Annotated in this window: 27 protein-coding genes; 15 read left to right on the top strand and 12 right to left on the bottom strand. The window is 60.3% G+C overall.

The window, feature by feature from the left end; translation table 11 throughout:
- Positions 1–4 precede the first annotated feature (4 nt).
- On the top strand, positions 5–1,039 hold the full coding sequence (locus RDA78_RS11530; protein WP_434055449.1) for a peptidoglycan -binding protein: 1,035 nt from the start codon (positions 5–7) through the stop codon (positions 1,037–1,039).
- Between the two features lie 9 nt (positions 1,040–1,048).
- On the opposite strand, the gene RDA78_RS11525 is transcribed toward RDA78_RS11530, so the two are convergent.
- From RDA78_RS11525 to RDA78_RS11515, 3 genes are read right to left on the bottom strand one after another with little or no spacing between them, the layout of a single operon-like run.
- Complete coding sequence (locus tag RDA78_RS11525) at positions 1,049–1,897, bottom strand: 3-methyl-2-oxobutanoate hydroxymethyltransferase (protein WP_434055448.1); 849 nt, start codon at positions 1,895–1,897, stop codon at positions 1,049–1,051.
- Positions 1,898–1,921: 24 nt separating this feature from the next.
- Positions 1,922–2,536, bottom strand: a complete 615-nt coding sequence (locus tag RDA78_RS11520; RefSeq protein ID WP_434055447.1) for an HD domain-containing protein — start codon at positions 2,534–2,536, stop codon at positions 1,922–1,924.
- The gene (locus tag RDA78_RS11515; protein WP_434055446.1) at positions 2,533–3,405 is read right to left on the bottom strand and encodes a phytanoyl-CoA dioxygenase family protein; all 873 of its coding nucleotides are present in this window, start codon (positions 3,403–3,405) and stop codon (positions 2,533–2,535) included. The genes RDA78_RS11520 and RDA78_RS11515 overlap by 4 nt, the downstream gene beginning before the upstream one ends.
- 93 nt (positions 3,406–3,498) lie before the next feature.
- Here RDA78_RS11515 and RDA78_RS11510 point away from each other — a divergent pair, with 93 nt between their 5' ends.
- From RDA78_RS11510 to RDA78_RS11475, 8 genes are all read left to right on the top strand, one after another.
- Positions 3,499–4,389, top strand: coding sequence for a LysR family transcriptional regulator (locus RDA78_RS11510; RefSeq protein WP_434055445.1), 891 nt, complete (start codon positions 3,499–3,501; stop codon positions 4,387–4,389).
- A 136-nt stretch (positions 4,390–4,525) separates the two neighbouring features.
- Positions 4,526–5,647 carry an aromatic ring-hydroxylating oxygenase subunit alpha gene (locus RDA78_RS11505; RefSeq protein ID WP_434055444.1) on the top strand — a complete coding sequence of 374 codons (1,122 nt, stop codon included), beginning with the start codon at positions 4,526–4,528 and terminating at the stop codon, positions 5,645–5,647.
- Positions 5,644–7,179: a choline-sulfatase gene (gene betC / locus RDA78_RS11500; protein ID WP_434055443.1), complete on the top strand. Its 1,536-nt coding sequence runs from the start codon at positions 5,644–5,646 to the stop codon at positions 7,177–7,179. Before RDA78_RS11505 ends, betC begins: the two co-directional genes overlap by 4 nt.
- Entirely contained in the window at positions 7,176–7,970 is a 795-nt protein-coding gene (locus RDA78_RS11495) for an SDR family NAD(P)-dependent oxidoreductase (protein WP_434055442.1), read from the top strand. The genes betC and RDA78_RS11495 overlap by 4 nt, the downstream gene beginning before the upstream one ends.
- Positions 7,970–8,902, top strand: a complete 933-nt coding sequence (locus RDA78_RS11490) for a 3-keto-5-aminohexanoate cleavage protein (protein ID WP_434055441.1) — start codon at positions 7,970–7,972, stop codon at positions 8,900–8,902. Before RDA78_RS11495 ends, RDA78_RS11490 begins: the two co-directional genes overlap by 1 nt.
- 35 nt (positions 8,903–8,937) lie before the next feature.
- Positions 8,938–10,356: an aminobutyraldehyde dehydrogenase gene (locus RDA78_RS11485; RefSeq protein WP_434055440.1), complete on the top strand. Its 1,419-nt coding sequence runs from the start codon at positions 8,938–8,940 to the stop codon at positions 10,354–10,356.
- A complete protein-coding gene (locus tag RDA78_RS11480) occupies positions 10,356–11,090 on the top strand; it encodes an SDR family NAD(P)-dependent oxidoreductase (protein ID WP_434055439.1) in 735 nt (244 codons plus the stop codon). Before RDA78_RS11485 ends, RDA78_RS11480 begins: the two co-directional genes overlap by 1 nt.
- Positions 11,090–12,034, top strand: a complete 945-nt coding sequence (locus RDA78_RS11475; RefSeq protein ID WP_434055438.1) for a 3-hydroxyacyl-CoA dehydrogenase NAD-binding domain-containing protein — start codon at positions 11,090–11,092, stop codon at positions 12,032–12,034. Before RDA78_RS11480 ends, RDA78_RS11475 begins: the two co-directional genes overlap by 1 nt.
- Positions 12,035–12,090: 56 nt before the next feature.
- On the opposite strand, the gene RDA78_RS11470 is transcribed toward RDA78_RS11475, so the two are convergent.
- Both RDA78_RS11470 and RDA78_RS11465 read right to left on the bottom strand, forming a co-directional pair.
- A complete protein-coding gene (locus RDA78_RS11470) occupies positions 12,091–12,381 on the bottom strand; it encodes an AzlD domain-containing protein (RefSeq protein ID WP_434055437.1) in 291 nt (96 codons plus the stop codon).
- Between the two features lies 1 nt (position 12,382).
- The gene (locus tag RDA78_RS11465) at positions 12,383–13,033 is read right to left on the bottom strand and encodes an AzlC family ABC transporter permease (protein WP_434055436.1); all 651 of its coding nucleotides are present in this window, start codon (positions 13,031–13,033) and stop codon (positions 12,383–12,385) included.
- 114 nt (positions 13,034–13,147) lie between these two features.
- Between RDA78_RS11465 and RDA78_RS11460 the strand changes: the two genes are divergently transcribed.
- The gene (locus RDA78_RS11460; RefSeq protein ID WP_434055435.1) at positions 13,148–13,663 is read left to right on the top strand and encodes a CGNR zinc finger domain-containing protein; all 516 of its coding nucleotides are present in this window, start codon (positions 13,148–13,150) and stop codon (positions 13,661–13,663) included.
- Between the two features lie 59 nt (positions 13,664–13,722).
- Here the strand turns inward: RDA78_RS11460 and RDA78_RS11455 are convergent, their stop codons facing one another.
- Positions 13,723–14,751 carry a GlxA family transcriptional regulator gene (locus RDA78_RS11455; protein ID WP_434055434.1) on the bottom strand — a complete coding sequence of 343 codons (1,029 nt, stop codon included), beginning with the start codon at positions 14,749–14,751 and terminating at the stop codon, positions 13,723–13,725.
- A 187-nt stretch (positions 14,752–14,938) separates the two neighbouring features.
- Here RDA78_RS11455 and RDA78_RS11450 point away from each other — a divergent pair, with 187 nt between their 5' ends.
- Both RDA78_RS11450 and RDA78_RS11445 read left to right on the top strand, forming a co-directional pair.
- Positions 14,939–15,544, top strand: a complete 606-nt coding sequence (locus RDA78_RS11450; protein ID WP_434055433.1) for a DUF6980 family protein — start codon at positions 14,939–14,941, stop codon at positions 15,542–15,544.
- A gap of 89 nt (positions 15,545–15,633) precedes the next feature.
- Entirely contained in the window at positions 15,634–16,320 is a 687-nt protein-coding gene (locus RDA78_RS11445) for a M50 family metallopeptidase (RefSeq protein ID WP_434055432.1), read from the top strand.
- On the opposite strand, the gene RDA78_RS11440 is transcribed toward RDA78_RS11445, so the two are convergent.
- From RDA78_RS11440 to RDA78_RS11425, 4 genes are all read right to left on the bottom strand, one after another.
- On the bottom strand, positions 16,266–17,468 hold the full coding sequence (locus tag RDA78_RS11440) for an aromatic ring-hydroxylating oxygenase subunit alpha (RefSeq protein WP_434055431.1): 1,203 nt from the start codon (positions 17,466–17,468) through the stop codon (positions 16,266–16,268). The genes RDA78_RS11445 and RDA78_RS11440 overlap by 55 nt on opposite strands.
- A complete protein-coding gene (locus RDA78_RS11435) occupies positions 17,461–18,051 on the bottom strand; it encodes a TetR/AcrR family transcriptional regulator (protein ID WP_434055430.1) in 591 nt (196 codons plus the stop codon). Before RDA78_RS11435 ends, RDA78_RS11440 begins: the two co-directional genes overlap by 8 nt.
- A gap of 172 nt (positions 18,052–18,223) precedes the next feature.
- Positions 18,224–18,997, bottom strand: a complete 774-nt coding sequence (locus RDA78_RS11430) for a DUF1013 domain-containing protein (RefSeq protein WP_434055429.1) — start codon at positions 18,995–18,997, stop codon at positions 18,224–18,226.
- Positions 18,998–19,151: 154 nt separating this feature from the next.
- A complete protein-coding gene (locus RDA78_RS11425) occupies positions 19,152–20,156 on the bottom strand; it encodes an NAD(P)H-quinone oxidoreductase (RefSeq protein WP_434055428.1) in 1,005 nt (334 codons plus the stop codon).
- Here RDA78_RS11425 and RDA78_RS11420 point away from each other — a divergent pair.
- Entirely contained in the window at positions 20,125–20,499 is a 375-nt protein-coding gene (locus RDA78_RS11420) for a DUF1192 domain-containing protein (protein ID WP_434055427.1), read from the top strand. The two genes, RDA78_RS11425 and RDA78_RS11420, sit on opposite strands and share 32 nt — an antisense overlap.
- A 415-nt stretch (positions 20,500–20,914) precedes the next feature.
- Complete coding sequence (locus tag RDA78_RS11415; RefSeq protein ID WP_434056138.1) at positions 20,915–21,460, top strand: DUF1465 family protein; 546 nt, start codon at positions 20,915–20,917, stop codon at positions 21,458–21,460.
- Positions 21,461–21,606: 146 nt separating this feature from the next.
- Here the strand turns inward: RDA78_RS11415 and rpmE are convergent, their stop codons facing one another.
- Positions 21,607–21,831: a 50S ribosomal protein L31 gene (rpmE, locus tag RDA78_RS11410; protein ID WP_008196026.1), complete on the bottom strand. Its 225-nt coding sequence runs from the start codon at positions 21,829–21,831 to the stop codon at positions 21,607–21,609.
- Positions 21,832–22,117: 286 nt separating this feature from the next.
- On the opposite strand from rpmE, the gene RDA78_RS11405 reads away from it, so the two are divergent.
- Complete coding sequence (locus tag RDA78_RS11405; RefSeq protein WP_434055426.1) at positions 22,118–23,953, top strand: ABC transporter transmembrane domain-containing protein; 1,836 nt, start codon at positions 22,118–22,120, stop codon at positions 23,951–23,953.
- A gap of 25 nt (positions 23,954–23,978) precedes the next feature.
- On the opposite strand, the gene RDA78_RS11400 is transcribed toward RDA78_RS11405, so the two are convergent.
- Positions 23,979–24,887 carry a LysR family transcriptional regulator gene (locus RDA78_RS11400; protein ID WP_434055425.1) on the bottom strand — a complete coding sequence of 303 codons (909 nt, stop codon included), beginning with the start codon at positions 24,885–24,887 and terminating at the stop codon, positions 23,979–23,981.
- Positions 24,888–24,965 lie beyond the last annotated feature (78 nt).

Below are 24,965 nucleotides of genomic sequence, written 5' to 3'. Positions count from 1 at the left end.
CCCGATGGCCGCAGGACTGCGCGCCCGGCGACGCGCCCAGACAACAGACTACTGGCCCGGGTTCGTCGACGCGATGGCGACACTCCTGCTTGTCATCATCTTCCTCCTGTCGATATTCATGATTGCGCAGTTCTTCCTGTCGCAGCAGCTGTCCGGGCGCGACACGGTGCTCAACAGGCTGAATGCCCAGATCAGCGAACTGACGGAATTGCTCGCAATGGAGCGGGCTGCCTCCGGCGAATTGGAAGACACGATCCTCGGTCTGCAGGCGAGCCTTTCCGATGCCGAGTCGGAGCAAAGCCGGTTGCTGGGACTTCTGGAAAGCAGTTCCGGTGCCGCCGATGCCGCCGGCGGTCGCGCAGCACAGCTCGAAAACCTTCTCGACGACGAACGCCAGGTCAGCCAGGAAGCCCTTGCCCAAGTCGAATTGCTCAACCAGCAGATCGCCGCGCTGCGGCGCCAGATCGCTGCCGCCAATGCGGCCCTCGAAGCATCCGAAGCCAAGGAGGCGGACAGCCAGGCCAAGATCGCAAGTCTCGGGCGCCGGCTGAACGCTGCGCTTGTCCAGCGCGTGCAGGAACTGTCACGCTACCGGTCGGACTTCTTCGGACGTCTGCGCGAAATCCTGTCGCAACGATCCGACATCTCCGTGGTCGGTGACCGCTTCGTGTTCCAGTCAGAGGTTCTGTTCGATTCCGGGTCCGAGGACATCAATCCTGCCGGTGAACAGGAACTGGAAAAGCTGGCCGAAGCCATTCAGGAACTCAGCGCCCAGATCCCCGACGAAATCAACTGGGTGCTCAGGGTCGACGGGCACACCGACGCACGCCCGCTCTCCGGCACCGGACGCCTGCGCAACAACTGGGAACTGTCAGCAGCGCGCGCGATTTCCGTCGTGCGCTATCTCATTGAAAAAGGCGTCGACCCGGAGCGTCTGGTTGCCGCCGGGTTCGGGGAATTCCAGCCCCTGGAAGAGGGCGAAGCGCCCGAGGTCCTCGCGCGGAACCGCCGCATTGAGCTGAAACTCACCGAGCGCTGATCACACCCCTCACCGATGCGTCGGCGTCCATTTGTCCAGCGCTTCGAGCATCTTTTCATGCTCACCCTCGCGCATGCCGATGGTCGTCTGTCTGTAGGGAAAATTCCGGGCTGCGACTTCAGCGTGGAACTGGCCGAGCGCCGCCACACGTTCTTCATGGATCTGTTTGTGCAATCGCCCGACATTGCCAAATGCGTGCGCATGCTTCGGCGGCGTCTCCTCTTCGCTGGCCTCGCCGCAGATGTCGGCAACAAAGGAAAAGATGGCATCGCCCGCCTTTCCCGACCCGAGCGAAAAGGTGACGACCGACGTCTTGTTGTTGATCGCGGCCAGAACCTCTTCCGCGATGCACTCCGCTTCCACGGCAAAGACACCGGCGTCTTCCATGCGCTTGAGCGTTTCGAAGATCTTCATGGCCTCGTCCGCCGTCCGGCCCCAGGCGCGCAAACCGCCACAGTGATGACTGAAGGTCGGGATCAGTCCGATATGGCTTTGCACGGGGATGCCATCGCGCGCCATCCGCTCCATCACGTCGAAGGAGCGAAGCGTATAATACATGTCCGCACCGTTTCGCATGGTCTCGTAGGCATGGGCGATGATCTCGTCATCCGAGCCGAACTGTGCCCAGGTGGATCCGGCACCGGTGAAGTGATGCGGCGCAATGCGCCGGACATCCTCCATCTGGTCGGCACCGACCACGAACAGATCGATGCCTGCCTCGACGCAGGCCTTCAGTTCATCAGTGTTCGCCGGGTTGGCCATCGACAGCGTGCGTCCGGAACCCTTCAGCGCCCGCAGGTCGGCGACGGTGTAGTTTCGCTTCGCCGGGTTCCGGCTGAAGTCATAGATCCGCTTCATGTGGTCGGGTCCTTTCCGGGCCGGTCAGGCGCTCGAAAGCTTTCCCGGCAGTCCGGTGATTTCATTTTCGCGGATCACGGCAGGGTCATAGGCCTTGCGGGAAAAGACCTCGCGCACCATCGGCTCAAACGTCTCGAGCGGTTCGCTCACATAGTCCGGGTCGAAGCTGGACTGGTCCCAGTGCTCACAGAATGCAGCGCAAGTGTCGAACAGCGGGTGATCGCGATAGCGGTCGCGGGCATTCCTGTCCCAGCCGTAGTGATGACCGAAATAGAGCGTCTGGAAGATGCCGTGATGCTCAACCGTCCAGGCGACTTCCCACCTGACGAACGGGCGGATCACTTCCGCGGACATCTTGTCGTGGTTCTGAGGCGCGAGCCCGTCACCGACATCGTGCAGCAAGGCTCCGACGACCCAGTCAATGTCCGCACCGTCCCGGAGCGCCCGCGTCCCCGACTGCAGGCCATGTTCGAGGCGGGTGATCTTGTAGCCCTCAAGCGTCGCCTCTCCCGCCCGGTGCAGCTCGTCCAGCACACGATCAGCCGTCAGGGCCAGAAACGGTTTCTCCAGTTCTTCCAGAAGCTCGTAATCTTCCTTCGTGCCGTCTTTCATGGCCGTGAAACTGACGGTCTGGCTCATGAGGCTTCTCCTCCTTGTAAATACAACTCGACGGTTTGTTCAGCCCCTGCGGAAAGGGTATCAGCCTGGCCGGCGAGAATCCGATCATAAAGCGCAAGGTCCGCAGGATGAAAGAGCCCGCGCGGACCGGCAATGCAGTCCCAGCCGCCCCGGGGTGTTTCACCAAGCACAGGCATGGCCCAGTCGCGCCCTGGCGCATGGTTGCGCACGGCGGGCGTCACATAGCGGATGGCCAGCCCGATCCGCCGGTCATTGCTGTTGTTGGCACCCGATGCATGAAAACAGCGTCCGTGATGCAGCGACATTTCACCAGGCCGCAAGGGGCCGTGCACGGCAACGGCCTCATCGACACCCGCGATCGATTGCCCGCGCGACAGTAGATTGTCTGCGTCGAACGTGTCTTCGTGATCTGCGATACGGCCCTTGTGGCTGCCCGGAATAAACCGCATGCAGCCGGCCTCAACGGAGACGTCCGACAGCGCGACCCAGGCCGTCACCTCGTCATCTGTTTCACCCATGCCCCAATAGGTGATGTCCTGATGCCAGGAAACGGTTTTCCTGCTGCCCGGCTCCTTGATGAAGAGTTCCACCGACCAGGCAAGCAGATCCGGTCCGAGCACGCTCTCGACCGCATCGAGAATGGCGGGCGTGCGTGCGGCTTCGGCAAGCATCGGAATAACAACGTGTCCGTTAACCCGGAAAAACTGCGCAAGATCATGCCCGCCGGCGCCCTCTGAGTGATCGGCCTCGAGCGCTTCGATCCGCTGGCGCAACCGCGCAACTTCTGAGGCCGAAAAAACCGGACGGCCGGCCACAAACCCGTTCTGGCGATAATCACTGAGATGACTTGGTGTGAAATCAAGCATCATGGTCTCCTCCATCTCGCCTGAAGCTACAGCGTCCATTCACATTGAGAAGACAGATCTCTTGCCCATCAGGATAAGCTCAGCTTATGCTGTCACATGATCAAGCGAATTCCCTCGTTGAACTGGCTGCGGGTGTTCGAGGCCGCCGCGCGCTCGGGCAGTTTTGCACGCGCTGCCGAGAGCCTTGCCATGTCGCCGCCGGCAGTAAGCCAGCAGATCCGCGCCCTTGAGGCGCATCTGGGCCGCCCCCTTTTTGAACGGGCAGCAGCGGGCGTCTCGCTGACCGAAGCCGGACGCAGCCTTCTGGGTGTTGTCGGTGATGCGCTTGGACGGATGGAAATGGCTGCAGCTTCTCTTGCCGCCCCTGGCGGACCACCGCTGGTCGTCGGCGTCTCGATGGCGTTTTCCGTCGGCTGGCTGATCCCGCGCCTGCCCGGCTTCAACTCGGCACACCCGAACGTGACGCTCGAGCTCTATTCCCTGCTCGGCCGGCCGGAAACACCACCCAGAACTGCAACACTCTGGATCGCTTTTGGACCTCCTCCGCCGGGGACAGAGGGAGCGGCCCTTTTTGGCGAACGGCTCGAACCGGTTGCCCATCCGGATGTTGCCGCAAAAATCCGCACGCTTGAAGATGCCCTCGCGCATCCCCTGATCGAAGTTGCCGATCACCGGCGCAACTGGGCGCAGATCTTTGGTGGCGACGTGCTCCCAAGTGGTGCGCGCGTCACCTATGTCGACACCACGCTCAACGCACTCGCACTTGCAGGGGCCAACGGCGGCATCGCACTCGCCCGCCCGCCGGCAAGCGACGACCTCGTCGCGAGATATGGCCTTGTGCCCTGTCTGCCGGGCTTCGACCTGCGCGGGGTCGAGGAGTATCATATCCTGTATCTGTCCGGTGCTCTGCTAGATCCCCAGGCGAAGGCGTTCCTGTCGTGGATTTGCGACGAAGCCGCAAAAACGCGGCAGACATTTGATCTGTAGAGACCCTCCGTTGCCGGCCATGTGGATCTGCGCGGTGCGACACATGGCGAAAAAAGCTAAAACGACGGCCAGAAATGTTTGATGCCGCGATAGTGCAGCAGGCAAGCTGAAGGTGAGCATTTGGGAGGGAAACGGCGTGTCCGAGACAACAGAAATCGCATCCGGTTACGACTCCGATCCGTCACGCTCCAGTTCACTGCAAGCCGCGGCATACGTGGAACCGGACTGGTACAGATCCGACTTGAACACAATCATCGCCAGAACATGGCAATGGGTGTGCCATGTCGAGAAGACGCGGGAACCGGGTTCCTACGTAACCGTTGAAATCGCAGGCCACCCGATTGCGGTCGTGCGTGCAAAAGACGGTGTTCTGCGCGCCTTCTACAATGTCTGCAAGCACCGGGCGCATGAACTGTTGTCCGGCGAAGGCACCACGACGCGCATCATGTGTCCCTACCATGCCTGGGTCTACAGGCTTGACGGGCAGCTTGCCCGGGCGCCGCACACGGAGTCACTGCAGGACTTCAACACGGCAGACATCTGCCTCGACGAAGTCAGGGTCGAGGAGTTTTGCGGCTTCGTTTTCGTCAACCTGGACCGGCAGGCAGCCTCCCTTTCCGAATTGTCGGGCGATCTGGAAACCGAGATAACGCACTGGGCTCCGGACATCGACCAGCTGACATTCGCCCATCGTCTCACCTACGATATCAGGTCGAACTGGAAGAACGTCGTCGACAATTTCCTTGAGTGCTACCACTGCCCGACGGCTCACAAGGACTTCTGCGATCTTGTCGACATGGATACCTACAAGGTAACGACGCACGGCATCTATTCCAGTCACATGGCAGATGCCGGCAATGCCGCCAACAGCGCTTATGATGTCTCCAATGCCAGTGTCAGGACACATGCCGTCTGGTGGCTGTGGCCGACTACGTGCCTGATGCGCTATCCGGGCCGCTCCAGCATGATCGTGCTCAATATCATCCCGGTCGGGCCGGACCGCACGCTGGAGACATATGACTTCTTCCTGGAAACGCCCGAGCCCGACGACATGGAACGCGACGCAATCCGCTATCTCGACGAGGTCCTGCAGGTGGAGGATATCGCGCTCGTTGAAAGTGTCCAGCGCGGCATGAACACACCGGCTTTCACGCAGGGCCGCATCGTTCACGACCCCGACGGGTCGGGCAAATCCGAACACGCGGTCCACCATTTTCATGGCCTGGTTCTGGACGCCTATGCAAGAGGCACCGCGTGACGCCGCCCAACATCGTGGTGGTGATGGCGGACCAGCTTGCACCGCATTTCACCGGCGCCTACGGGCATCCCGTGGCGAAAACGCCGCACCTTGATGCGCTTTCAGAACGCGGCATGCGCTTTGATGCCGCCTACTGCAATTCACCGCTTTGCGCACCCTCGCGCTTTGCCTTCATGTCCGGTCAGCTCATCAGCCGTATCGCCGCATACGACAACGCATCGGAGTTCAGGGCCTCCATCCCGACTTTCGCTCATTATCTGAAGGCGCTGGGGTACCGGACCTGCCTGTCCGGCAAGATGCACTTCGTCGGGCCGGACCAGATGCACGGCTTCCAGGATCGGGTGACAACCGACATCTACCCGTCCGATTTTGCCTGGACCCCGGACTGGGAAGCGGCCGACGAGCGGATCGACAAGTGGTATCACAACATGCAGACCGTAAAGGAAAGCGGTGTTGCGAAAGCCACCTTCCAGATCGACTATGACGACGAGGTCGGTTTCGCCGCCCGTCGCTGGCTGTTCGACCGGGCGCGCGACAGGACACTCGGGGAAACATCAGCCTTCGCGCTGGTCGCAAGCTTCATTCACCCCCACGATCCCTATGTTGCCCGTCCGGAATGGTGGGACCTCTATGAAGATGGGGAGATCCCGCTTCCTGCCGACATTCCGCATCTAGAAGACCAGGACCCGTTCTCGCGCAGGCTTATGAACGGGATCGAAGCCTCCTATATCCCCCTGAACGAGGAGGAAGTCCGCAGAGCGCGCCACGCCTATTTCGCAAATGTCAGCTATTTCGACAGCAAGATCGGTGAGATCGTGAACACCCTCGATGAGATCAACGAGCTGGACAACACGATCGTGATCGTGACGGCCGATCACGGCGACATGCTTGGCGAGCGTGGTCTCTGGTACAAGATGAACTTCTTCGAGTATTCCGCGCGGGTGCCGCTTGTCATGGCAGGACCCGACATCGCCAAGGGAGACGCTGCGAACGCCTGCTCGCTGATCGATCTGCTGCCAACTTTCCTGGAAATTGCGGGCGGCACGCCGGACATGCTTGGCGAGCCCGTCGATGGCCGCAGCCTGCTGCCGCTTGCCCGCGGTGAGCATGATCCGGTCGACGAGGCGATCGGCGAATACTGTGCGGAAATGACGGCCCACCCGGTAATCATGATCCGCCGCGGTACCTTGAAGTACATTCACTGCGACAGCGATCCGCCGCAGCTTTACGATCTTGAGCGCGATCCCGAAGAAAGAACAAACCTCGCGAGCGACCCGCAATTCAGGGATGTTGCTGCGCGTTTTGCGGATGAAGTTGCCCTCCGCTGGGACGAAACGGAGCTGCGCCACAAGGTCATCGCCACCCAGAAATCACGCCGCGCGCTGCATGCAGCCATGGAAGCCGGTGCAGGTGAAGCCTGGGACTACAACCCGCCGTCCGATGCCAGTCAGCAATATGTCCGGAACCACATGGACTGGACGGCCGCCGCCAACCGGTACCGCTATCCGCCACTTAAGGAACACGAAGAATGATGCTTGATGGCAAGGTTGCCCTCGTGACGGGCGCAAGGGGCGGTATCGGCCGCGCGATCGTGACGCGCTTCCTGAAGGAAGGCGCAAAGGTCTTTGCTGCCGATCTCAGCCCAGAGGGCTCCCTCAACATTCCTGAAGACGATGGCAGCCGGTTTCTCAATCTGGACGTGACCAGCGAAGCCGATGCGATTGCTGCGATGGCGCACGTCAGGGAGAAAGACGGCAAGCTCGATATTCTCGTCAATGCCGCCGGCATCGAGATCGAAAAGACGATTGAAGAGACGTCCCTTGAAGAGTGGAACCGGTCGTTCGCGGTCAATGTGACCGGCACCTTCCTGACATCGAAATATGCGCTTCCGCTCCTGCGCCGCGCCGCCCAAGCGGGCGCAAGCGCCAGCCTGATCAATTTCGGGTCCTACGACGGCTTCATTGCCGATCCCGGACTTGCCGCCTATTGCGCAACCAAGGGTGCGGTGCATGCTCTGACCCGGGCCATGGCCTGCGACCACGGCCCGGAAGGCATCCGCGTCAATGCGATCTGCCCAGGTTACATCGATACGCCCATGCTGCAGAGCTTCTTCAACGGCGACGGCTCGGGCGGCGGTGGCGGCAACATCGAGACCCTGCAGCAGGCGGTCCGGGACGTCCATCCTATGCGGACCTACGGCACGCCTGAGGACATCGCCAATCTGGTCAACTGGCTCGCATCGGACGAAGCGCGCTATGCCTCCGGACAGCTCTGGGTCCTTGATGGCGGTTTGTCTGCCCAAGTTCAGCAAATGAGGCTCTGATGACCCGATCCGTTATCATCACCTGCGCACCGACCGGCGGCATTCACACACCGTCCATGTCGCCTCACCTGCCCGTCACACCTGCGGAAATCGCAACTGCCAGTATCGAGGCCGCGGAAGCAGGGGCGTCCATCATCCACCTTCATGCGCGCGATCCGGAGACCGGCAAACCCGATCCGAGGCCGGAAACGTTCAACCGGTTTCTTCCAGTGATCAAGCAATCGACAGACGCGGTCATCAATGTCTCGACCGGTGGCGGTCTTGGCATGACGATGGACGAACGGCTTCTGGCCGCGACCAAGGCCAGCCCGGAAATGGCCTCCCTCAACATGGGCTCGATGAATTTCGGCATCTTTCCGATGCTGCAGAAATACACCGAGTTCAAGCATGACTGGGAACGTCCGTTCCTGGAAATGACGGAGGACTTCATTTTTCCCAACACCTTCCGCACGATCCGCTACGCGATCGAAAAACTCGGAGGTGACCACGGAACCAAGTTCGAGTTCGAATGCTACGACCTCGGCCACCTCTACAACGTCAAATGGTTTGTCGACCAGGGCCTGATCAAGCCTCCGTTCTTCATTCAGCTGGTCTTCGGCATCCTCGGTGGAATGGGTGCGGACGCGGACAACCTTCTGCATCTTCACAAGAAGGCGGACGAACTCTTCGGCCCGGAAAACTACGAATGGTCTGTGCTCGCCGCAGGGCGGCACCAGATGTCGTTTGCGACCCAAAGCGCAATGCTCGGCGGCAACCTGCGTGTTGGTTTGGAAGACAGTCTTTTCATCGGCAAGGGCGAGCTTGCGACTTCCAACGCACAGCAGGTCTCCCGCATTCGCAGCATTTTGGAAAATCTCGGACTGACCATTGCGACACCGGCGGAAGCCCGTCAAAGGCTGGCCCTCAAGGGTGGCGACAAGGTCGGTTTCTAGGGTCAGGACCCATTGGACGACACGGAGGATCGGATATGCACACGCGCATGTTGATAAACGGCGAACTGGTCGAGGGGACCGGCGAAGGGCTCACGGTCCTGAACCCCGCCGATGAAACGACCATCGCCGTTGTGAAGGAAGCAGGCGAAGACCAGATCGACGCGGCGGTGCGCGGTGCTGCCGAAGCCTTCGAAATGTTTTCGGCAACAACGCCCGCCGAACGCTCAGCGCTCCTTCTGCAGATCGCCGACGTGATTGAAAAGAACAGCCATGAACTGGCCGAGCTGGAGAGCCTCGATGTCGGCAAGCCCTGGCCCTCCGCCCATGACGACGAGATGCCGCTGACGATCGATGTGTTCCGGTTTTTTGCAGGTGCTGCCCGGACGATGACCGGATCGGCGGCGGGTGAGTACATCGCCGGGCACACGTCGATGATCCGGCGCGACCCGGTCGGACCGGTCGCCGCGATTGCCCCGTGGAACTATCCGCTGATGATGGCGAGCTGGAAGCTGGCCGCCCCGATAGCGGCCGGCTGCTCCGTGGTTCTGAAGCCGTCCGAACTCACGCCCCTGTCGACGCTGAAGCTCGGCGAACTGCTGCAGGACGTGGTGCCGAAAGGCGTCGTGAACATCATCCATGGACGCGGACCAACCATCGGCAGCACGCTGATGAACAGCCCTGAGATGGAAGCGATCAGTGTCACGGGGTCACCCGCGACGGGCATGGCCGCGATGCGGGCAGCATCCAGTCGGATCCGGCACGTTCATCTGGAACTCGGCGGAAAGGCCCCGGTCATCGTCTTTGACGATGCGGATCTGGACGCAGTGGCGGAAACCATCCGCTATGGCAGCTATTTCAACGCCGGTCAGGATTGCGCCCAGCCCTGCCGCGTACTGGTTGCCGACAAAGCCTATGACCGCCTCGTCGCCGCGATCACCGATCAGGTCGGCCAGATCAGGATTGGTGCTCCGAAGGGAGAGGGAACCGAAATGGGCCCGCTCGTATCAGCGGCACAAAGGGACAGGGTTGCGGGTTTCGTTGATCGCGCCGGATCAAGCGCCGAGATTGTGCTGGGCGGCAACGCGGGCAGTGGGCCGGGTTTCTTCTTCGACCCGACTGTTATTACCAATGTCGACAATGCATCCGAGGTCGCCTGCAACGAGGTCTTCGGCCCGGTCGTCACCGTCTCGCGGTTTTCCGATGCGGAGGAAGCACTGAGGATCGCCAACGCCGGATCTTATGGCCTGGCGTCTTCCGTCTGGACCCGCGATGTCGGCCTTGCCATGCGCATGACCTCAAAACTGCGCTACGGCTTCACCTGGGTGAACACCCACGGCATGGCAACACCGGAAATGCCCTGGGCGGCGATGAAGGGATCGGGCACCGGGTGTGACATGTCCGTCTTTGCGCTCGACGCGTATACGTCTATCCGCCACGTCATGGTTGCCCACTGATGCGCCTTTCCGGAAAGAGAGCCTTCGTGACCGGTGGCCGGCAAGGCATCGGCAAGGGCATCGTCGACGCGTTTCTTGAAGAAGGCGCCCTTGTCACCGCCTGCGGCCGGGGCGAAAGGCCCGCTGGATACCCGGCAGAATGGCTGACCCTGGATGTTGCGGACCCTGAGGCTGTCACGGCTGCGGCCGCATCCATCGAAACGCTCGATATCCTGGTCAACAATGCCGGTGTGCAGGTGGAGAAAACCGTGGTCGAAAGCACCGACGCGGACTGGAACCACGTGATGGACACCAATGCGCGCGGCGTGTTCAACGCCTGCCGCGCCTTCATTCCGCTGATGCGCGATGGCGGATCGATCATCAATATCGGATCGATATCAGGAACCGTCGCCGACCCGTCGATGGCGCTCTACAATGCGTCGAAGGCATTCGTCCATGGGCTGACACGATCCATCGCAATCGATCACGGCCCCGGGATCCGCTGCAATGCGATTTGTCCAGGCTGGATCGAAACGGGAATGCTCGACGCGGGCTTCGACCTCGCTCGCGAACCGGCAAAGGCGAAGGCGGATGCGCTTCAGCGTCATGCGGTGCGGCGCTTCGGTCAACCGCGCGACATTGCCGCCATGGCGGTCTGGCTCGCCTCCGACGAGGCCGGCTTCGCCACGGGTCAACTCTTTACGGTCGACGGCGGTATGACCGCTGCCTCGCCGCTTAATCCGGGACTGTTCTGATGGGCGAAATATCACGTGTTGCGGTTCTGGGGGCCGGTGTCATCGGCGCAAGCTGGACTGCCTTGTTCCTTGCCTCCGGGCGCGACGTCGCTGTCTATGATCCGGCGCCGGATGCCGAGACCAAGGTGAGAAACTACATCGAGGCCGCCTGGCCGTCTCTCAGGGCGCTCGGCCTTACGGGAAGCACCGCGCCCGGCGAGGTTTCGTTTGAAAAAACCGCCGCGGAGGCGTCGTCACAAGCGGACTTCATCCAGGAGAACGTTCCTGAACGGTTGCCGATCAAACACGCAATCTACGGCGAAATCGAACCGGTGCTTTCAAAGACCGCAATTGTATCCAGTTCCACATCCGGCCTGACGCTGGAAGCGTTGCAGGAAGGGTGGCAGAACCCGGCAAATTTCGTTCTGGGACATCCGTTCAACCCGCCACATCTCATCCCGCTGGTCGAGATGACGGCCAACGAAAGGACTGACCCGGCGGCGCTTGATGCGACGGAAGCCTTCTACGAGGCAATCGGCAAGATCACGATCCGCATCAAAAAAGGCATGCCTGGACACGTCGCCAATCGACTGCAGGCCGCTGTCTGGCGTGAAGCGGTCTTCATGGCCATCGAAGGCGTTGCAAGCGTCGAGGATATCGACAAGGCGATGTGGGCCGGACCGGGTCTCAGATGGGCGGCGATGGGGCCGACGATGCTGTTTCATCTGGGTGCGGGCGATGGCGGCCTTCAGGCCTTTTGCGACCATTTCAAGGACACGTTCAACGGCTGGTGGGACGGCCTCGGCGACCCGCGCCTGGACGAGGCCGTAATCGGTAAACTGGTTGCCGGGATGAACGAGCAGGCACGCGGCCGCAGCCCCCGGGAACTTTCTGATGAGAGGGACCGGATGCTCGTCGCCCTCCAGGCTGCGGCCCGGTCCGTCCGGGACCAGGACGTGGATTGACGAGTGCCGGTAATCTGGCCGGCCTTCTTTGCGGGCCTCGTGGCGATGCTGCCTGGCTAAATGACCTGCGGATAGAGAGCCGCGACGATCATCCCGGCAAGCATCGCCCAGATGACACTCCGGGAAAGGGCAGCAACCAAAATAGCGCCACAGGTTGCCGCAAATGCCTTCAGGTCCAACGAGACCAGAGATGATGCCACCAGGGCTGCGATGACTGAAACCGACATTCCCTGAAGGAATTTTTCGACGCGCGGCGTTGGCGTGACCCAGGCCATCAGAACGGCGCCGGACAGCCGCGTGCCAAGCGCCACCAGTGTAAGCACAGCAACGGCAGTGATGTAGGACAAGTCACTCAGCATGACGCACCGCGGCAACGCTGCCGCCAACCAGTGCGGCCAGAAAGATGTTCCAGCCATTTGGAAGATAGGGCAGCGTAACCACCGAAGCACAGATTGCGGCAAAGACAGGCAACAGGAGGGATGGCGTTGCGCGCACCATCCCAAACGCTGTCGCGGCAAAGAAACAGAGCATCACGACGCCGAACCCTAAGGCGTCCGTATCGCCGATCAGATCTCCCCCGAACGCTCCGGCAGCCGTGCTGCCGACCCATGTGATCCAGAGCATCAGACCGCCGCCGAAAAGCGGTCCCAAATCTGTTTCACCGCGATGCAATAGGGTTTGCGTGTCAGCAAAATTTGCGTCGCTCAGAAACATCAGCGTCAGGAAACGCTTGCCCGCAGGAAGCCGGTTCACCCATTGGGCCAGAGCGGCTCCCATGATCAGGTGCCGGCCGCTCAGCGCCAGTGCAACCAGACCGAGAGACAGGTAGGCAACAGGATCCTGGAGGAAGTCCAGCGCAGCAAACTGCGCCGTTGCCGTAAAAACCAGGGCACTCATCGCCGTGGCCTGAAACGCGCCGATCCCGCCGTCTGTCGCGGCAATACCAAAAGCCATGCCGAACGGAGCGACAAAAAGGCAAATCGGCAGCAGCCGCGTCATTCCGCGCACTGCGCCGGCAAACGAGACTGTTACGTCTTGGGATCTTCTAACCATAACAAGGGTTAGATAACTTTGCAGCTTGCCTGTCAACCGGTGCAGGGGTTAGAAAATGACATGAGCTATTCTGAGGGACATCCCGTTCGGCCTGTCGGCGGACGCCTGGTACTTGATTTTGTCAACACGGCCGATTGGACGTCGACTGATCATGTGGCGCACGAAAAACTGAAAAGCCCGGATGACTTGGACGTGTGGCTGCGAACACTGGAAATAAAGGCTCACTGTGCCGGCACGTTCGACCAGCTCAAGCTTCTCAGGTCCGATCTTCGGTCCATGCTGCTGGAGACGAAAGTCTCCGGCACCTTGAATGCGGTCAGAGAGTTGGAATTTGGCGCAAAAGAGGGGGCTCCGCCGGTGCTGGAAGGACTGTTGGCCGCGTCTGCAATCTCGATCCTGGCCGATCCCAGAGAGCGCGGCCGCCTCAAGATGTGTCCTGGTGACAACTGTGGCTGGCTGTTCATTGATGAAACCAAAAACAGCAGGCGAACCTGGTGCAGCATGGAAAGCTGCGGCAACAGGGCAAAGGCCGCGCGGCATTATCAGCGCAACAGGAAGGCTGCCGATCCCCGGTAGTGCGCGACGTAAGCATCACCCTTCGCTTCGCACCACTTCGGAGATCGCCTTTTTGCGGGCTATTCCGGTTTAGGGTACGGCCCGGGGCTATACATCGGCCAGGCCCGGAACTCGAAGGGCACACGGCCTTCGATCCGGTCGCTCCCCGGCGACAGCCCGAAACGCTCCTTGTAGGACCGGCTGAAATGAACCTGGCTGTTGAAACCGGATGCTGCCGCGATTTCGCTGAGCTTCATTTCCGTTTGCGTCACCAGCCCACGCGCCCGGTCGAGCCGGATATCTCGGTAATATTCGACCGGTGACCGGCGGACATAGTGTCCGAAGAGGCGGCTGAGCTGGCGCTGAGATACACCAAGCTGAGAACAGATGTCCGGAATGGAAAGCGGGTCCTCGAGGTTCTGCTCCATCAGATCGACCGCGCGCCTTACAGCACCCGGGGTCGCGTGCCCGGAGGGTTCTGCTCCCTTCGGGTTTTGCGAGTGTCCTTCGCCCCTGATGCGATGATGAAACAGGTATCGCGACGCGGCGTTTGCAACGCTGGCGCCAGCATAGCTTTGAAGGAAGTGCAGGGCGACATCGGTTGACGCCGAGCCGCCGCAACAGGTGAAGACCCTGTCATCGATGACGAAGAGGTCCTCCGAAACGCCGGTATCCGGGGCGACTTCGATCAGCGCGTCTATGTGTTCGTAGTGCACGGTGGCGGCCTTGCCCGTAAGCAGTCCGGCCTTTGCGAGCACGAAAGCTCCGGTGTCGAGACCGCCAGTAACCGCACCTCCCCGCGCCCATTTCTTCAACGGTCCCAGAATCAGATCCGTGTAATGGCGTTCGGGGGTCCAACTCGTGCTGACAAGGACCAGGTCCGGCTTTTCGCCCTTCAGATCAGCAATGGCTTTGGTGTCGACACTCAAGCCGCTGCTCGAAGGAACCGATCCGCCCCGCTCGGATACAACGATCCACGAAAACCGGGCAGTTCCCGTCAGATAGTTTGCGACACGAAAGGGATCGATAAACGAGGTCGTCGCCGATACGTTGAAGTGCGGCGTCACGAGGATGACAATCCGGACGGGGTCGGTCTGGTCAATGGACATGGCCAATTCTGCATATAAAGGGCCAGAAAAATCAATCCGCTCCGACGCGGGCTTGAACGTACCCGCGTGACATACCGCGCCTCATTCCTGCTAAGGTGCGCGCGAGGGCGATGCGAAGGACAGGGACCCGTAATGCACACGCGCTTAACATCCGGTCCCGCTTCCCATCACAGGAACAGGAGAGATCATGTCAGGCTCCGACTCTGAAATCCCCGATCCGAAGATAGCAGAAGAGCGCTGGGAACGGACCATTGAACGCGATACGGTCCTTCTGCGGCGCGGGTTGGATCTGCACGAACATCTCTGCAAGGCGGCGGACACGCAGGAGGCCGAGCGCGAGTTGGCCGAAAAGGAAGCCGCCGCGCGCGGCGAGAAACAGCCCTTTGTCGAGACGGAAGAAGAAAAGGCATGGGACGCCTATCATGATCGCGCCCTGACCGGGATTGCGATCGACAACCGGCATGTGCTGGAGCAACTTGGGCTTGACCCGAGAAAATCCGTTCTTTTCGAACCATTTCCTGAGCTGCTCACCCAGGCGTGCAACCCGCAGACCCCGATCCTCTACGATCCGTCGATCCGCCGCTTCGGACTCAAGGAGACTTGGGGGCCCGCCATGCGCACCATCAGTCATTGTCCCTGGAGCGGCCGGAAACTGCCGGCCGATCTCGCGGACAAATGGTTTGACTTGATAGAGGAGTTGATGGGGACAGACGACTGGTCAACCGATGAAGCCCGCGAACGTCTCAGTGGCGACTATTTCGACGAGACCTGGTGGATCGAACGCGGACTGTGACTTCCCGTCTCCGTTTCACGGAAGCGGCCGGCAGATACCGCGAAACCGGTGCTCTTGACTTATCGCCTTGCCCAGGTCCAATCACACCCATGCAGCTTCTCAAAGGCCACTGGCAACTCATTGCGATCACGGGTGTGCTGTTCCTGTTGTGGAACACGCCGGTCGTCATCCCGCTGAAAATCCTCATCGTGTTTCTGCATGAACTGGCCCATGCAATCGCCACCGTGCTGACCGGCGGATCGGTAGTTGACCTCTCCGTGTCACCCAACCAGGGCGGACATGTGATTTCCCGGGGCGGCAATCGCTTCATCACCCTGTCGGCAGGCTATCTCGGGTCGCTTGTGATCGGCATCGTGCTGCTGGTTATCGCCCTTCGTACGCATGCCGACCGCGCCGTCCTGGCGATCTTCGGTTGCCTGACCCTTCTTGTGACCGTTCTTTACGTTCGCGACTGGTTCGCACTTTTGTTCTGCGGAGCGACCGGCATTGGCATTCTCGCGATCGCGCGCTATCTGAGCCGGCCGGTCAATGACATGGTGCTGCGCGTGATCGGGCTGTCGAGCATCATCTACGTACCCTACGATATTTTCGACGACACGATCCGCCGCTCCGGTGCGCGCTCCGATGCCTACATGCTCGCCGAGGAGTTCGGCGGAACGACCCTGTTCTGGGGCGGGCTCTGGCTTCTGTTGAGCCTTGCTGCGATCTTCTGCTGCATCCGCTACGGGCTCGGATCCGAGAGCAATCTCTCGTTCCGCGAAAACAAGAGATCCTGACCCCTGTGATTCATGTCTCTGGTGAGGCTTTCATGAAACCAGCGGATCGGGTTTTCCGCGCCGGGGCCACGAGACAGCGGTCCGAACTCGAAGCCGGGCATCTCCAGACCACGTTGGGTCTTTTCGCAGATCCAGATGTCCTCGGTCTGAAAGTCACCGGTTTCCAGCGCCGGCTTTGTCCAGTTGTCGGAGGAAATGACACCCGTTTTCTTGTCGTAGCCGGGAATGGAGCCGCGTTCGTCCGACCATTGCCACGGGCCGATCCACTGACGGATTTCCAGCCGCGTTCTCGTCGGAGCACAGGGCTTCATCGAAGTGATCGAAAAGCCATAGGGTGTCGGCACGATCAGGGTGAGGGGAAAGAGAAAATAGACGCCACCGTAACCCGGTTCGGATGCGCTTGCGATGAGGCCTGATAAACCCGCCTCCTCGCGGATTTTCTGGGGCAAGCGGTGCTGCACTCCGTTCTCGTTCGCATACCAGATCATGTGATCGCCCGCGCGCTCCCAGACATTCTTGTCCGGCGTCGGCCCGCCGAGCGTGTTTTCGTGAAGATAGGCCAGGTGAAACCCGTCAACGGCGTTTTCGGCAAAGACCTTCCAGTTGCACTTGAGATCATAGACCAGCGGAACCGCCTCCTTGACATCACGGGCAAAAAGATCGTGCGGCCAGGCAAGGTCGCTGATCGGGCCGATCCAGTCGTCGAAAAGCGCGTCGGGATCCGGATTGACGAAAACAAGGTCCTTGAAAACACCCACCGCCGCCGATTTCAGACCAAACTTTGTCCGCTCGAGATCAGCGAAACAGGTCCGCATGTCGGGGACGCCGCGCAAGGCGCCATCAAGACCATAGGTCCAACGATGATACGGGCACACGATCGTACCGCCGACATTCCCTGTCGGATCGTCCAGCAAGGTCGAACCGCGGTGACGGCAAAAGTTTTGAAAGGCGTTGAGGCGGCCGGTCTTGTCCAGAACGACGATGAGCGTGGACGCCCCGACTTCTGTAAGCCGGTAGTCTCCGGGCTCCTTGAGGTCCCGGGTCGTTCCGGCAAACGCCCAGGCATCGCAAAACAGCGTCTTGCGTTCGAGCGTGAACCGCTCCTGGCTGAAATAGGCGTCGGGACGCAGACGCTCGGTATCAGTCATTGCGGGTCTCCAATACAGACAACAGCAGCTTAGCGGCAGCTTTGGAAGAGGCGGTGAACCGTGCGTTGATCCCGATCGGGTAAAGCGCTTCGACGTTGAAATAGATACCGGACAGCCCTACAGCGACGGCTTCTATCCTGTCGGCAGGTGCGCGCGGAAAGCTGCGCTGGACCTCAGCCTCCAGATGCTCGATAAAGTCGGTAAGCCACTGCTGCAACTGTTTTGCGAGCGCCGGATCACCTGGAGCTGCTGCGCTCAATGCGTTGAAGACCAGAACAAGCTGCGGGTTCGCACCACGCGGTTCGAACAGGACATCCAGAAGCGCATCGAGCCGGTTCTCTGCCGGAAGCGATGATACCAGCTCCTCCATGGCCGTTTTGCTGCGCAGCAGGAACCTTTGCACAAGGGCGTCCTGAAGGTCTTCCTTGTTGCCGACATTGTGCCGGATGAGCGGCCTTGCAAGACCGGCGCACTCGGCCGTCTTGCCCAGCGTCGCCCCTTCCAGACCATAGCGCGCGACACACTGTTCGAATGCATCCAGGATCTGTTCCCGGCGATCGTCCTTGATCTCAGGTCGCGCCAATGCACATCTCCAATTAAATTATCAACCTTGATAATCAATTAAACTCCGCTTGATTAATTGTCAAGATTGATAACTTTGAGAACGATCACGCCCGCATCCCGGCGGCAGTCAAAACAAAACCGCCGGCTGTCTCCAGCCGGCGGTTTCAGGTCTGGTCAAGGTCCTTAGTGCCTTACTTGGCTTCCTCTTCGCCGGAAACCTCCGCTTCGGAAGCTGCTTCGGCAGCATCAGCATCAGCATCATCGTCGCCCTTCAGCGAGTTCAGCTTGGCAAAGACGGCGTCCGCGTCGATTTCCTCTTCTTCTTCGCGCCGGACCGGCTGGCTCGCATCGAGCGAGAAGGCGGCGGCGATCGCGTCTTCGCTGGTGCTGTCTTCAACCGGCATCAGCGTTTCGACGGGCTCGCCGGCGACGGGCTGCGGTGCATTCTTCGCGGCCTTTTCCACTTCCATGTCCAGCTCGAGCTGGCTGCACAGACCGAGAGTGACCGGATCCGATGGTGTCAGGTTGGCCGAGTTCCAGTGGGTCCGGTCGCGGATGGCCGCAATCGTCGGCTTGGTGGTGCCGACAAGACGCATGATCTGCGCGTCCTTCATTTCCGGATGATTGCGCACGAGCCAGAGGATCGCGTTCGGGCGGTCCTGGCGGCGCGACACCGGTGTGTAGCGCGGTCCCTTGCGCTTGGACTCAGGCACGACAACCTTCGATCCCTGAAGCTTGAGCTGATACTTGGGATCATTCTGTGCCTTTTCGACTTCTTCACGCGTCAACTGGCCGGTCAGGATCGGATCCAGACCCTTGATACCCTGGGCCGCTTCACCATCGGCAATCGCCTTGACTTCAAGCGGGTGCAGTTTGCAGAAAGTCGCGATCTGCGTGAAGCTCAGGGCCGTGTTGTCCACGAGCCAGACGGCGGTGGCCTTCGGCATTAGCGGCGTGTTCGCCATCGGATAAATTCCTCTCGTGTGCTCCCCCGCCCGGCAGGGCGAAAAAGCGGTATTCTGGTTCTATTTCATGGAAAGTGGCGCGAATATATGCCGAACGTCGCGGAAACGCAAATGGGTTCCGCGACGGGCCTTTTCAAGGTGCCGACACCCCGGTTCACACATCGACCGTCAGGACGATTTTGCCAATATGTCCAGAGCTTTCCATCCGCCGATGCGCATCTGATGCCTGCTCGAGCGGGAACGTGGAATCCATAACCGGCTTCACTTTTCCGGCCTCGATCAAAGGCCATACCCTTGATTCCAGGCTTTCAGCTATCGCGGTCTTGAAGGCGTCGCTGCGCGGGCGCAGCGTGGAACCGGTATGCGTCAACCGCTTCACCATGAGCCGCGAGAAATTGACGCTTTCGGCGACACCATTGAGCGTCGCGATCTGGCAGATGCGGCCCTCGACCGCAGCGGCCTTCCAGTTCCGCTCGACATAATCACCGCCGACCATGTCGAGTATGACGTTGACGCCCTCGCCTCCCGTGATTTCCAGGATGACCTTTTCGAACGCTGCATCACGGTAGTTGATCACATGATCGGCACCGAGTGCCCGCACGGCCTCCGCCTTTTCTTCGGACCCGACTGTCGTGAAAACCTCGGCGCCGAATGCCTTTGCCAGTTGGATCGCCGTGGTGCCGATGCCGGATGTGCCGCCATGAACCAGAAACCGCTCGCCCGAAACAAGACCGCACCGATCAAACACATTCGTCCAGACCGTGAAGAAGGTCTCGGGAAGGGCCGCGGCCTCGATCATATCCATGCCGTTCGGGATGGGAAGCGCATGACCGGCATTCACCCTGCAATAGGCTGCATACCCGCCTCCGGGTGCCAGTGCAGTCACACGATCTCCGACATTGAAGCGCGTGACGTCCGCACCGCTGGCAACGATCTCACCGGCGACTTCGAGCCCCGGGAGGTCGGAAGCACCTTTCGGAGGAGGATAAGCGCCCTTGCGCTGGAGGACATCCGGACGATTGACGCCTGCGGCGTGCACCTTGATGAGGATGTCGCCGGGACCGGGTTCCGGCAACGGGCGCTTTTCCAAAATCAGAACATCCGCGTCTCCGGGTTCCGAAATTGCAATGGCTTTCATTTCGTCCGGCAAATTCTGCATCGAAACCATTCCTGTTGGTTCATTTTGGGACTGGCGGGCGGTTACGTGTGTAGCCTATGGTAAATATGCCGTCAGCCCGCTGAAAGAAAAGACGGTTCAAAAAATCCGGATGCGGTTTGTTGTGCGGAACGGTTCGAGGAACGAAGCGATGGGCCTTTTTGACGAAGATATCCCCAAAAAGCCGCAGAGCGGCAAGATTACGGTTGGGGAGGATTTGGCGCGATTGTCGGAGGATGAGCTCTCCGAGCGCATAACAGCACTTACTGAAGAAATTAACCGTACACAGCAGGAATTGGAACAACGCAGCACTATTCGCGATGCTGCCGACTCTGTATTTCGCTGACTAGCTCGATAATTTTGGCAATAAATTCGAATTAAATCCGCTCTTTGCCGCATTTCTGGTAAATGAGCTAGGTAAATTTTTACGCGTTTACCACTCATTAATCTTTCCAAAGTATAAAAAAAGCCATCCAGTCATCTGGATTTGAGTGGCTCCTGTCCACTCTGTTTGACGCCTCCCTGTTAAAGACTCAGAGCCGCAACCGTGCGGCTCTTTTTTTTGCTCCGCACGCATAGTATCCTCAAACGGTTCTGGTTAACCGCTGATCCTGCAGCAGTCTGGCATGGCGCTTGCTCGGTAGACGGCAAGACGGCGCGTTCCGTTCCGATACGGGACATCTTAGGCAAGATGTTTCGACCCGGGACAGACAAGGCGGATGCGCTTGGAACCGGAAGAGTAGATGAGGCGAAGTAATCCCATGACGGAAGACAAGAAAAAAGCCGAAGGTCCTGCAAGTGCGGTGCACATTGCCCACCACCTGGCCAATTCGGACAACTTCCAGAACCTGTTTCAGGAAGGCATGTCTCTCGTCGAGGAGACCGCCATGTATCTCGACGGCGAGGGCCGGGAAGAAGCCAAGCAGCTGCCCCGCCCCGCATCTCTTGCTTATGCGACCGAGTCCATGCGCCTGACGACGCGCCTTATGCAGCTCGCGTCCTGGCTTCTGCTCCAGCGTGCGGTGAATGAAGGCGAGATGTCCCATGAGCAGGCCGGGAGCGAAAAGAACAAGGTTCGCCTCGACAAACTCAGCAGCGCAACCGGCGGCCCCTCCTGGGACGAACTCCCGCATACCCTGCGCGACCTGATCGAACGCTCCACACGTTTGCAGGAGCGCGTGGTCCATCTCGACAAGATGCTTTACCGCAAGGGTGAGGAAGAAATGGCTGAAGAGAAAGCCATCAACGACAATCCGGTTGCTTCTCAGCTTAATCAGCTCCACGCGGCATTCGCCAAGCTGGGGTGATACGCTCTTCCGTTCGAATGCGTCAAAAGCCGCCGCCAGGCGGCTTTTTTCATGTTCACGGACACTGCCGGCAGCCGGGTGGCAGCGCGCAACAAAAAACCCGGCCGCTGGCCGGGTTTTCGCGTTCAAGGCAGTTGCTGCGGAACTTAGGAACCGAGGAAACCTGCAAACTTGTTCTTGAAGCGGGACACGCGGCCGCCGCGGTCCATCAGCTGACGGTCACCGCCAGTCCATGCCGGATGGGACGTCGGGTCGATGTCGAGCTGAAGCGTGTCGCCTTCCGCGCCATAGGTGGAGCGGGTGGTAAATTCGGTACCATCGGTCATGACGACCTTGATGGTGTGATAGTCGGGATGAATATCCGCTTTCATGACCGGTCCTTTCAGGCGCCCGGGTCGGCTTCTCATGGAAAGCTTCACCTTGCGGCGCAAAACGAGATAAAGGGCCGCCGATCCGGATGCGGACGCCGCCCTCAGAAACTGAGGCGGGGATATACCCCAAGGCGGCGGGCAAGACAAGGGGCAAATTCCTGCAATCGGGCTTTGGCATCGATCAAGGCAAGCCGTTCGGTTTTGCGGCAAATTGCGCGGCGAACATCAATGCAACAGGCATTGTGCGCGCGAAAGAACATGATAAAGACGAGTATGGCCGGGCCGGATGGCGCGGACAAGGAGGAGAGCCCGGTTGGCGGACGCGATTGCATCAGAGCTTGAAGACAACGAGAAAAGAACGCGGCGCTCGCTGAAACCGCTTACGCGCCTCTTGCCCTATCTCACCAAGCATCGGGGAATGGTGTCGGCAGCCATTGCGGCACTCTTCTCGGCTGCCGTGATCACGCTCGTCCTGCCTGCAGCCGTGCGCCGGATGATCGACTACGGTTTCGGGGCGGACGATCCTGCCCTGGTCAACTCCTACTTTGCCGTCCTGATCGGAGTGGTCTGCGCGCTGGCGATGGCCAGTTCGATCCGGTATTTTCTGGTCATGTGGCTCGGCGAGCGTGTCGTTGCCGAAGTCAGGTCGGACGTCTTCGACCACATGACTCGCCTCAGCCCGTCCTTTTACGACAGCGCAAAGTCCGGCGAAATCCTGTCGCGGCTGACGGCGGACACGACCCAGATCAAGGCCGCCTTCGGATCGAGCGCATCGCTTGCCATGCGCAACCTGATCATGTTTGCCGGTGCGTCGGTCATGATGGTGGTCACCAGCCCGCGCCTTTCGATTTTTGTTCTGGCCGCCATACCCGTCATTCTGGTTCCCGTGCTCGGATTCGGCAGAAAGGTGCGCAAAAGGTCCCGCTTCGCCCAGGACACACTCGCCGACGCGTCGGCCTATGCCAGTGAAATGCTTGGCTCCGTTCGCACGATACAAGCCTTCACCCACGAACAGCGCAGCGCTAACCGGTATACGTCCGCCATCGAAGCGGCCTTCACCGCAGCGCGACAGGCGATCGTGGCGCGGGCTGCTCTCACCGGTTTTGCCATCTTCGTCATCGGCTCCAGCATCGTTGCCGTGTTGTGGATCGGCGCCAGCGATGTCTTTGCCGGCCGGATCACAGGTGGCGAACTCAGCCAGTTCCTGCTGTACTCCATCCTGGCCGCAGGCTCACTTGCCGCCCTTTCCGAAGTCTGGGGGGAACTGTCCCAGGCGGCAGGCGCAGCGGAAAGACTTTCCGAACTGCTTGAAATCGAACCCGAGATTAAGGCGCCGCCGGTGCCGGTAAAACTGCCGGAAACCAAACGGGGCGCCATCGCCTTCCAGGACGTCTCCTTTGCCTATCGCAGCAGCGAGACCATGCCCGTGGTCCGGGATCTCACCCTTGAGGTCACACCGGGAGAAACCGTTGCGGTCGTCGGCCCCTCCGGCGCCGGCAAATCGACCCTCTTCAGCCTGCTCATGCGGTATTACGATCCGACATCGGGCGTCATTCGCCTGAACGGCGTCGAACTCAAGGAACTGGATCCGGTCGACCTGCGCAGCCACATCGCGCTCGTTCCGCAGGACACCGCGATCTTCGGCGCGTCAGTTGCTGAAAACATCGCCTATGGCCGCCCGGACGCCTCCCGCGACGAGATCGTCGCCGCTGCCGAAGCCGCACTGGCCGCCCCGTTCATCGACAACATGACCGACGGCTACGACACGCTTGTCGGTGAGCGCGGGATCACGCTGTCCGGCGGTCAGCGTCAGCGGATCGCCATCGCCCGCGCCGTACTCAGGAATGCTCCGGTGCTGCTGCTGGACGAGGCAACCAGCGCACTTGATGCCGAGAGCGAGAGCCTCGTTCAAAAGGCCCTCGAACGGTTGATGGAAGGCCGCACGACACTCGTTATTGCCCACCGTCTGGCCACGGTGTTGAAGGCAGACCGGATTGTGGTCATGGAAGACGGACGGATCGTGGAATCGGGCACCCATGCGGAACTGAGTGCCGCCGGCGGACTTTACGCCAAGCTCGCACGCCTCCAGTTTGGTGCGGAAACGCAAAAGCAACCGGCCTGAGATCCGTTTTCGGTCAGAGCCAGCATCAGGATTCCCAGACCGGGGGCCGGCCGATTTTCTCGATCAGGAAGTCGATGAAGACGCGGACCTTGGCGGTCAGCACGTTCGAGCGCGGGTAGACCAGCCAGATGGCCGAGCCGTCCCGGACTTCGTAGTCCGGCAGAACACGAACTAGGTTACCCTTCTTGATATCGTGGTGGACGCTCCAGAATGAATTCATGGAGATGCCGGCCCCGTTCACCGTCGCAACCCGCATACAGGTGCCGTCGTCGAAAACCAGCCGGTTTTCAGAACCCGCCGGGGGGAACATCGCCGTAGCGGCGGTCCCCTGCGTCTCGAGCTTTCTGGGGGGACCATCCCTGAAGACCAGCAGCCGGTGGCTGCGCAGGTCTGCAGGCGCTGCCACCGGCGCATGATGAGAAAGATAGTCCGGAGACGCGCAAAGGATACGCCTGTCGTCGGCCAGCTTGCGCGCTCTCAGGCTGCTGTCCTCGATCGCGTAGTTGCGCAGTGCGAGGTCAAACGCCCCCTCGATCAGGTCCATCTGCGTGTCGGATAGCCTGAGCTGAAGGTCGATCTTCGGATGGCGGTCGAGAAACTCGCCCAGAACCGGCGCAATGAAGAGTTGCGCGAATGAACTCGGTGCCGCAAAGCGCAAGGTCCCCTTGACCTCCTTGGCGTGATGTCCCTGGGCAGCAAGGAAGGCGTCTTCCTGAGCCAGAATTTCACGGGCAAAGGGAAGAAACTCCGCCCCTTCCAGCGACAGGGACACCTTGCGCGTCGAGCGGTGCAGCAAATCGGAACCGACCTGCTTTTCCAGCTTGGACAAGCGGGCACTTGCCACCGCCTGCGCGAGCCCGAGCTCACGCCCTGCCGCACTGATGTTCAGCATGTCGGCCGCCAGGACGAAAAGCCTTATGCAATCCGTATCCATCAGTTCGGCTTCCTTTCGATTTGGTTGGGCGGTTCCCAAAGGCATCTTCCCGAGAACCCGGTGAATGAAGCAGGCGTC

It is taken from the genome of Roseibium sp. (genome assembly GCF_051016195.1).
Lineage (GTDB): Bacteria > Pseudomonadota > Alphaproteobacteria > Rhizobiales > Stappiaceae > Roseibium.
This window is presented reverse-complemented; position numbering and strand designations above follow the sequence as displayed.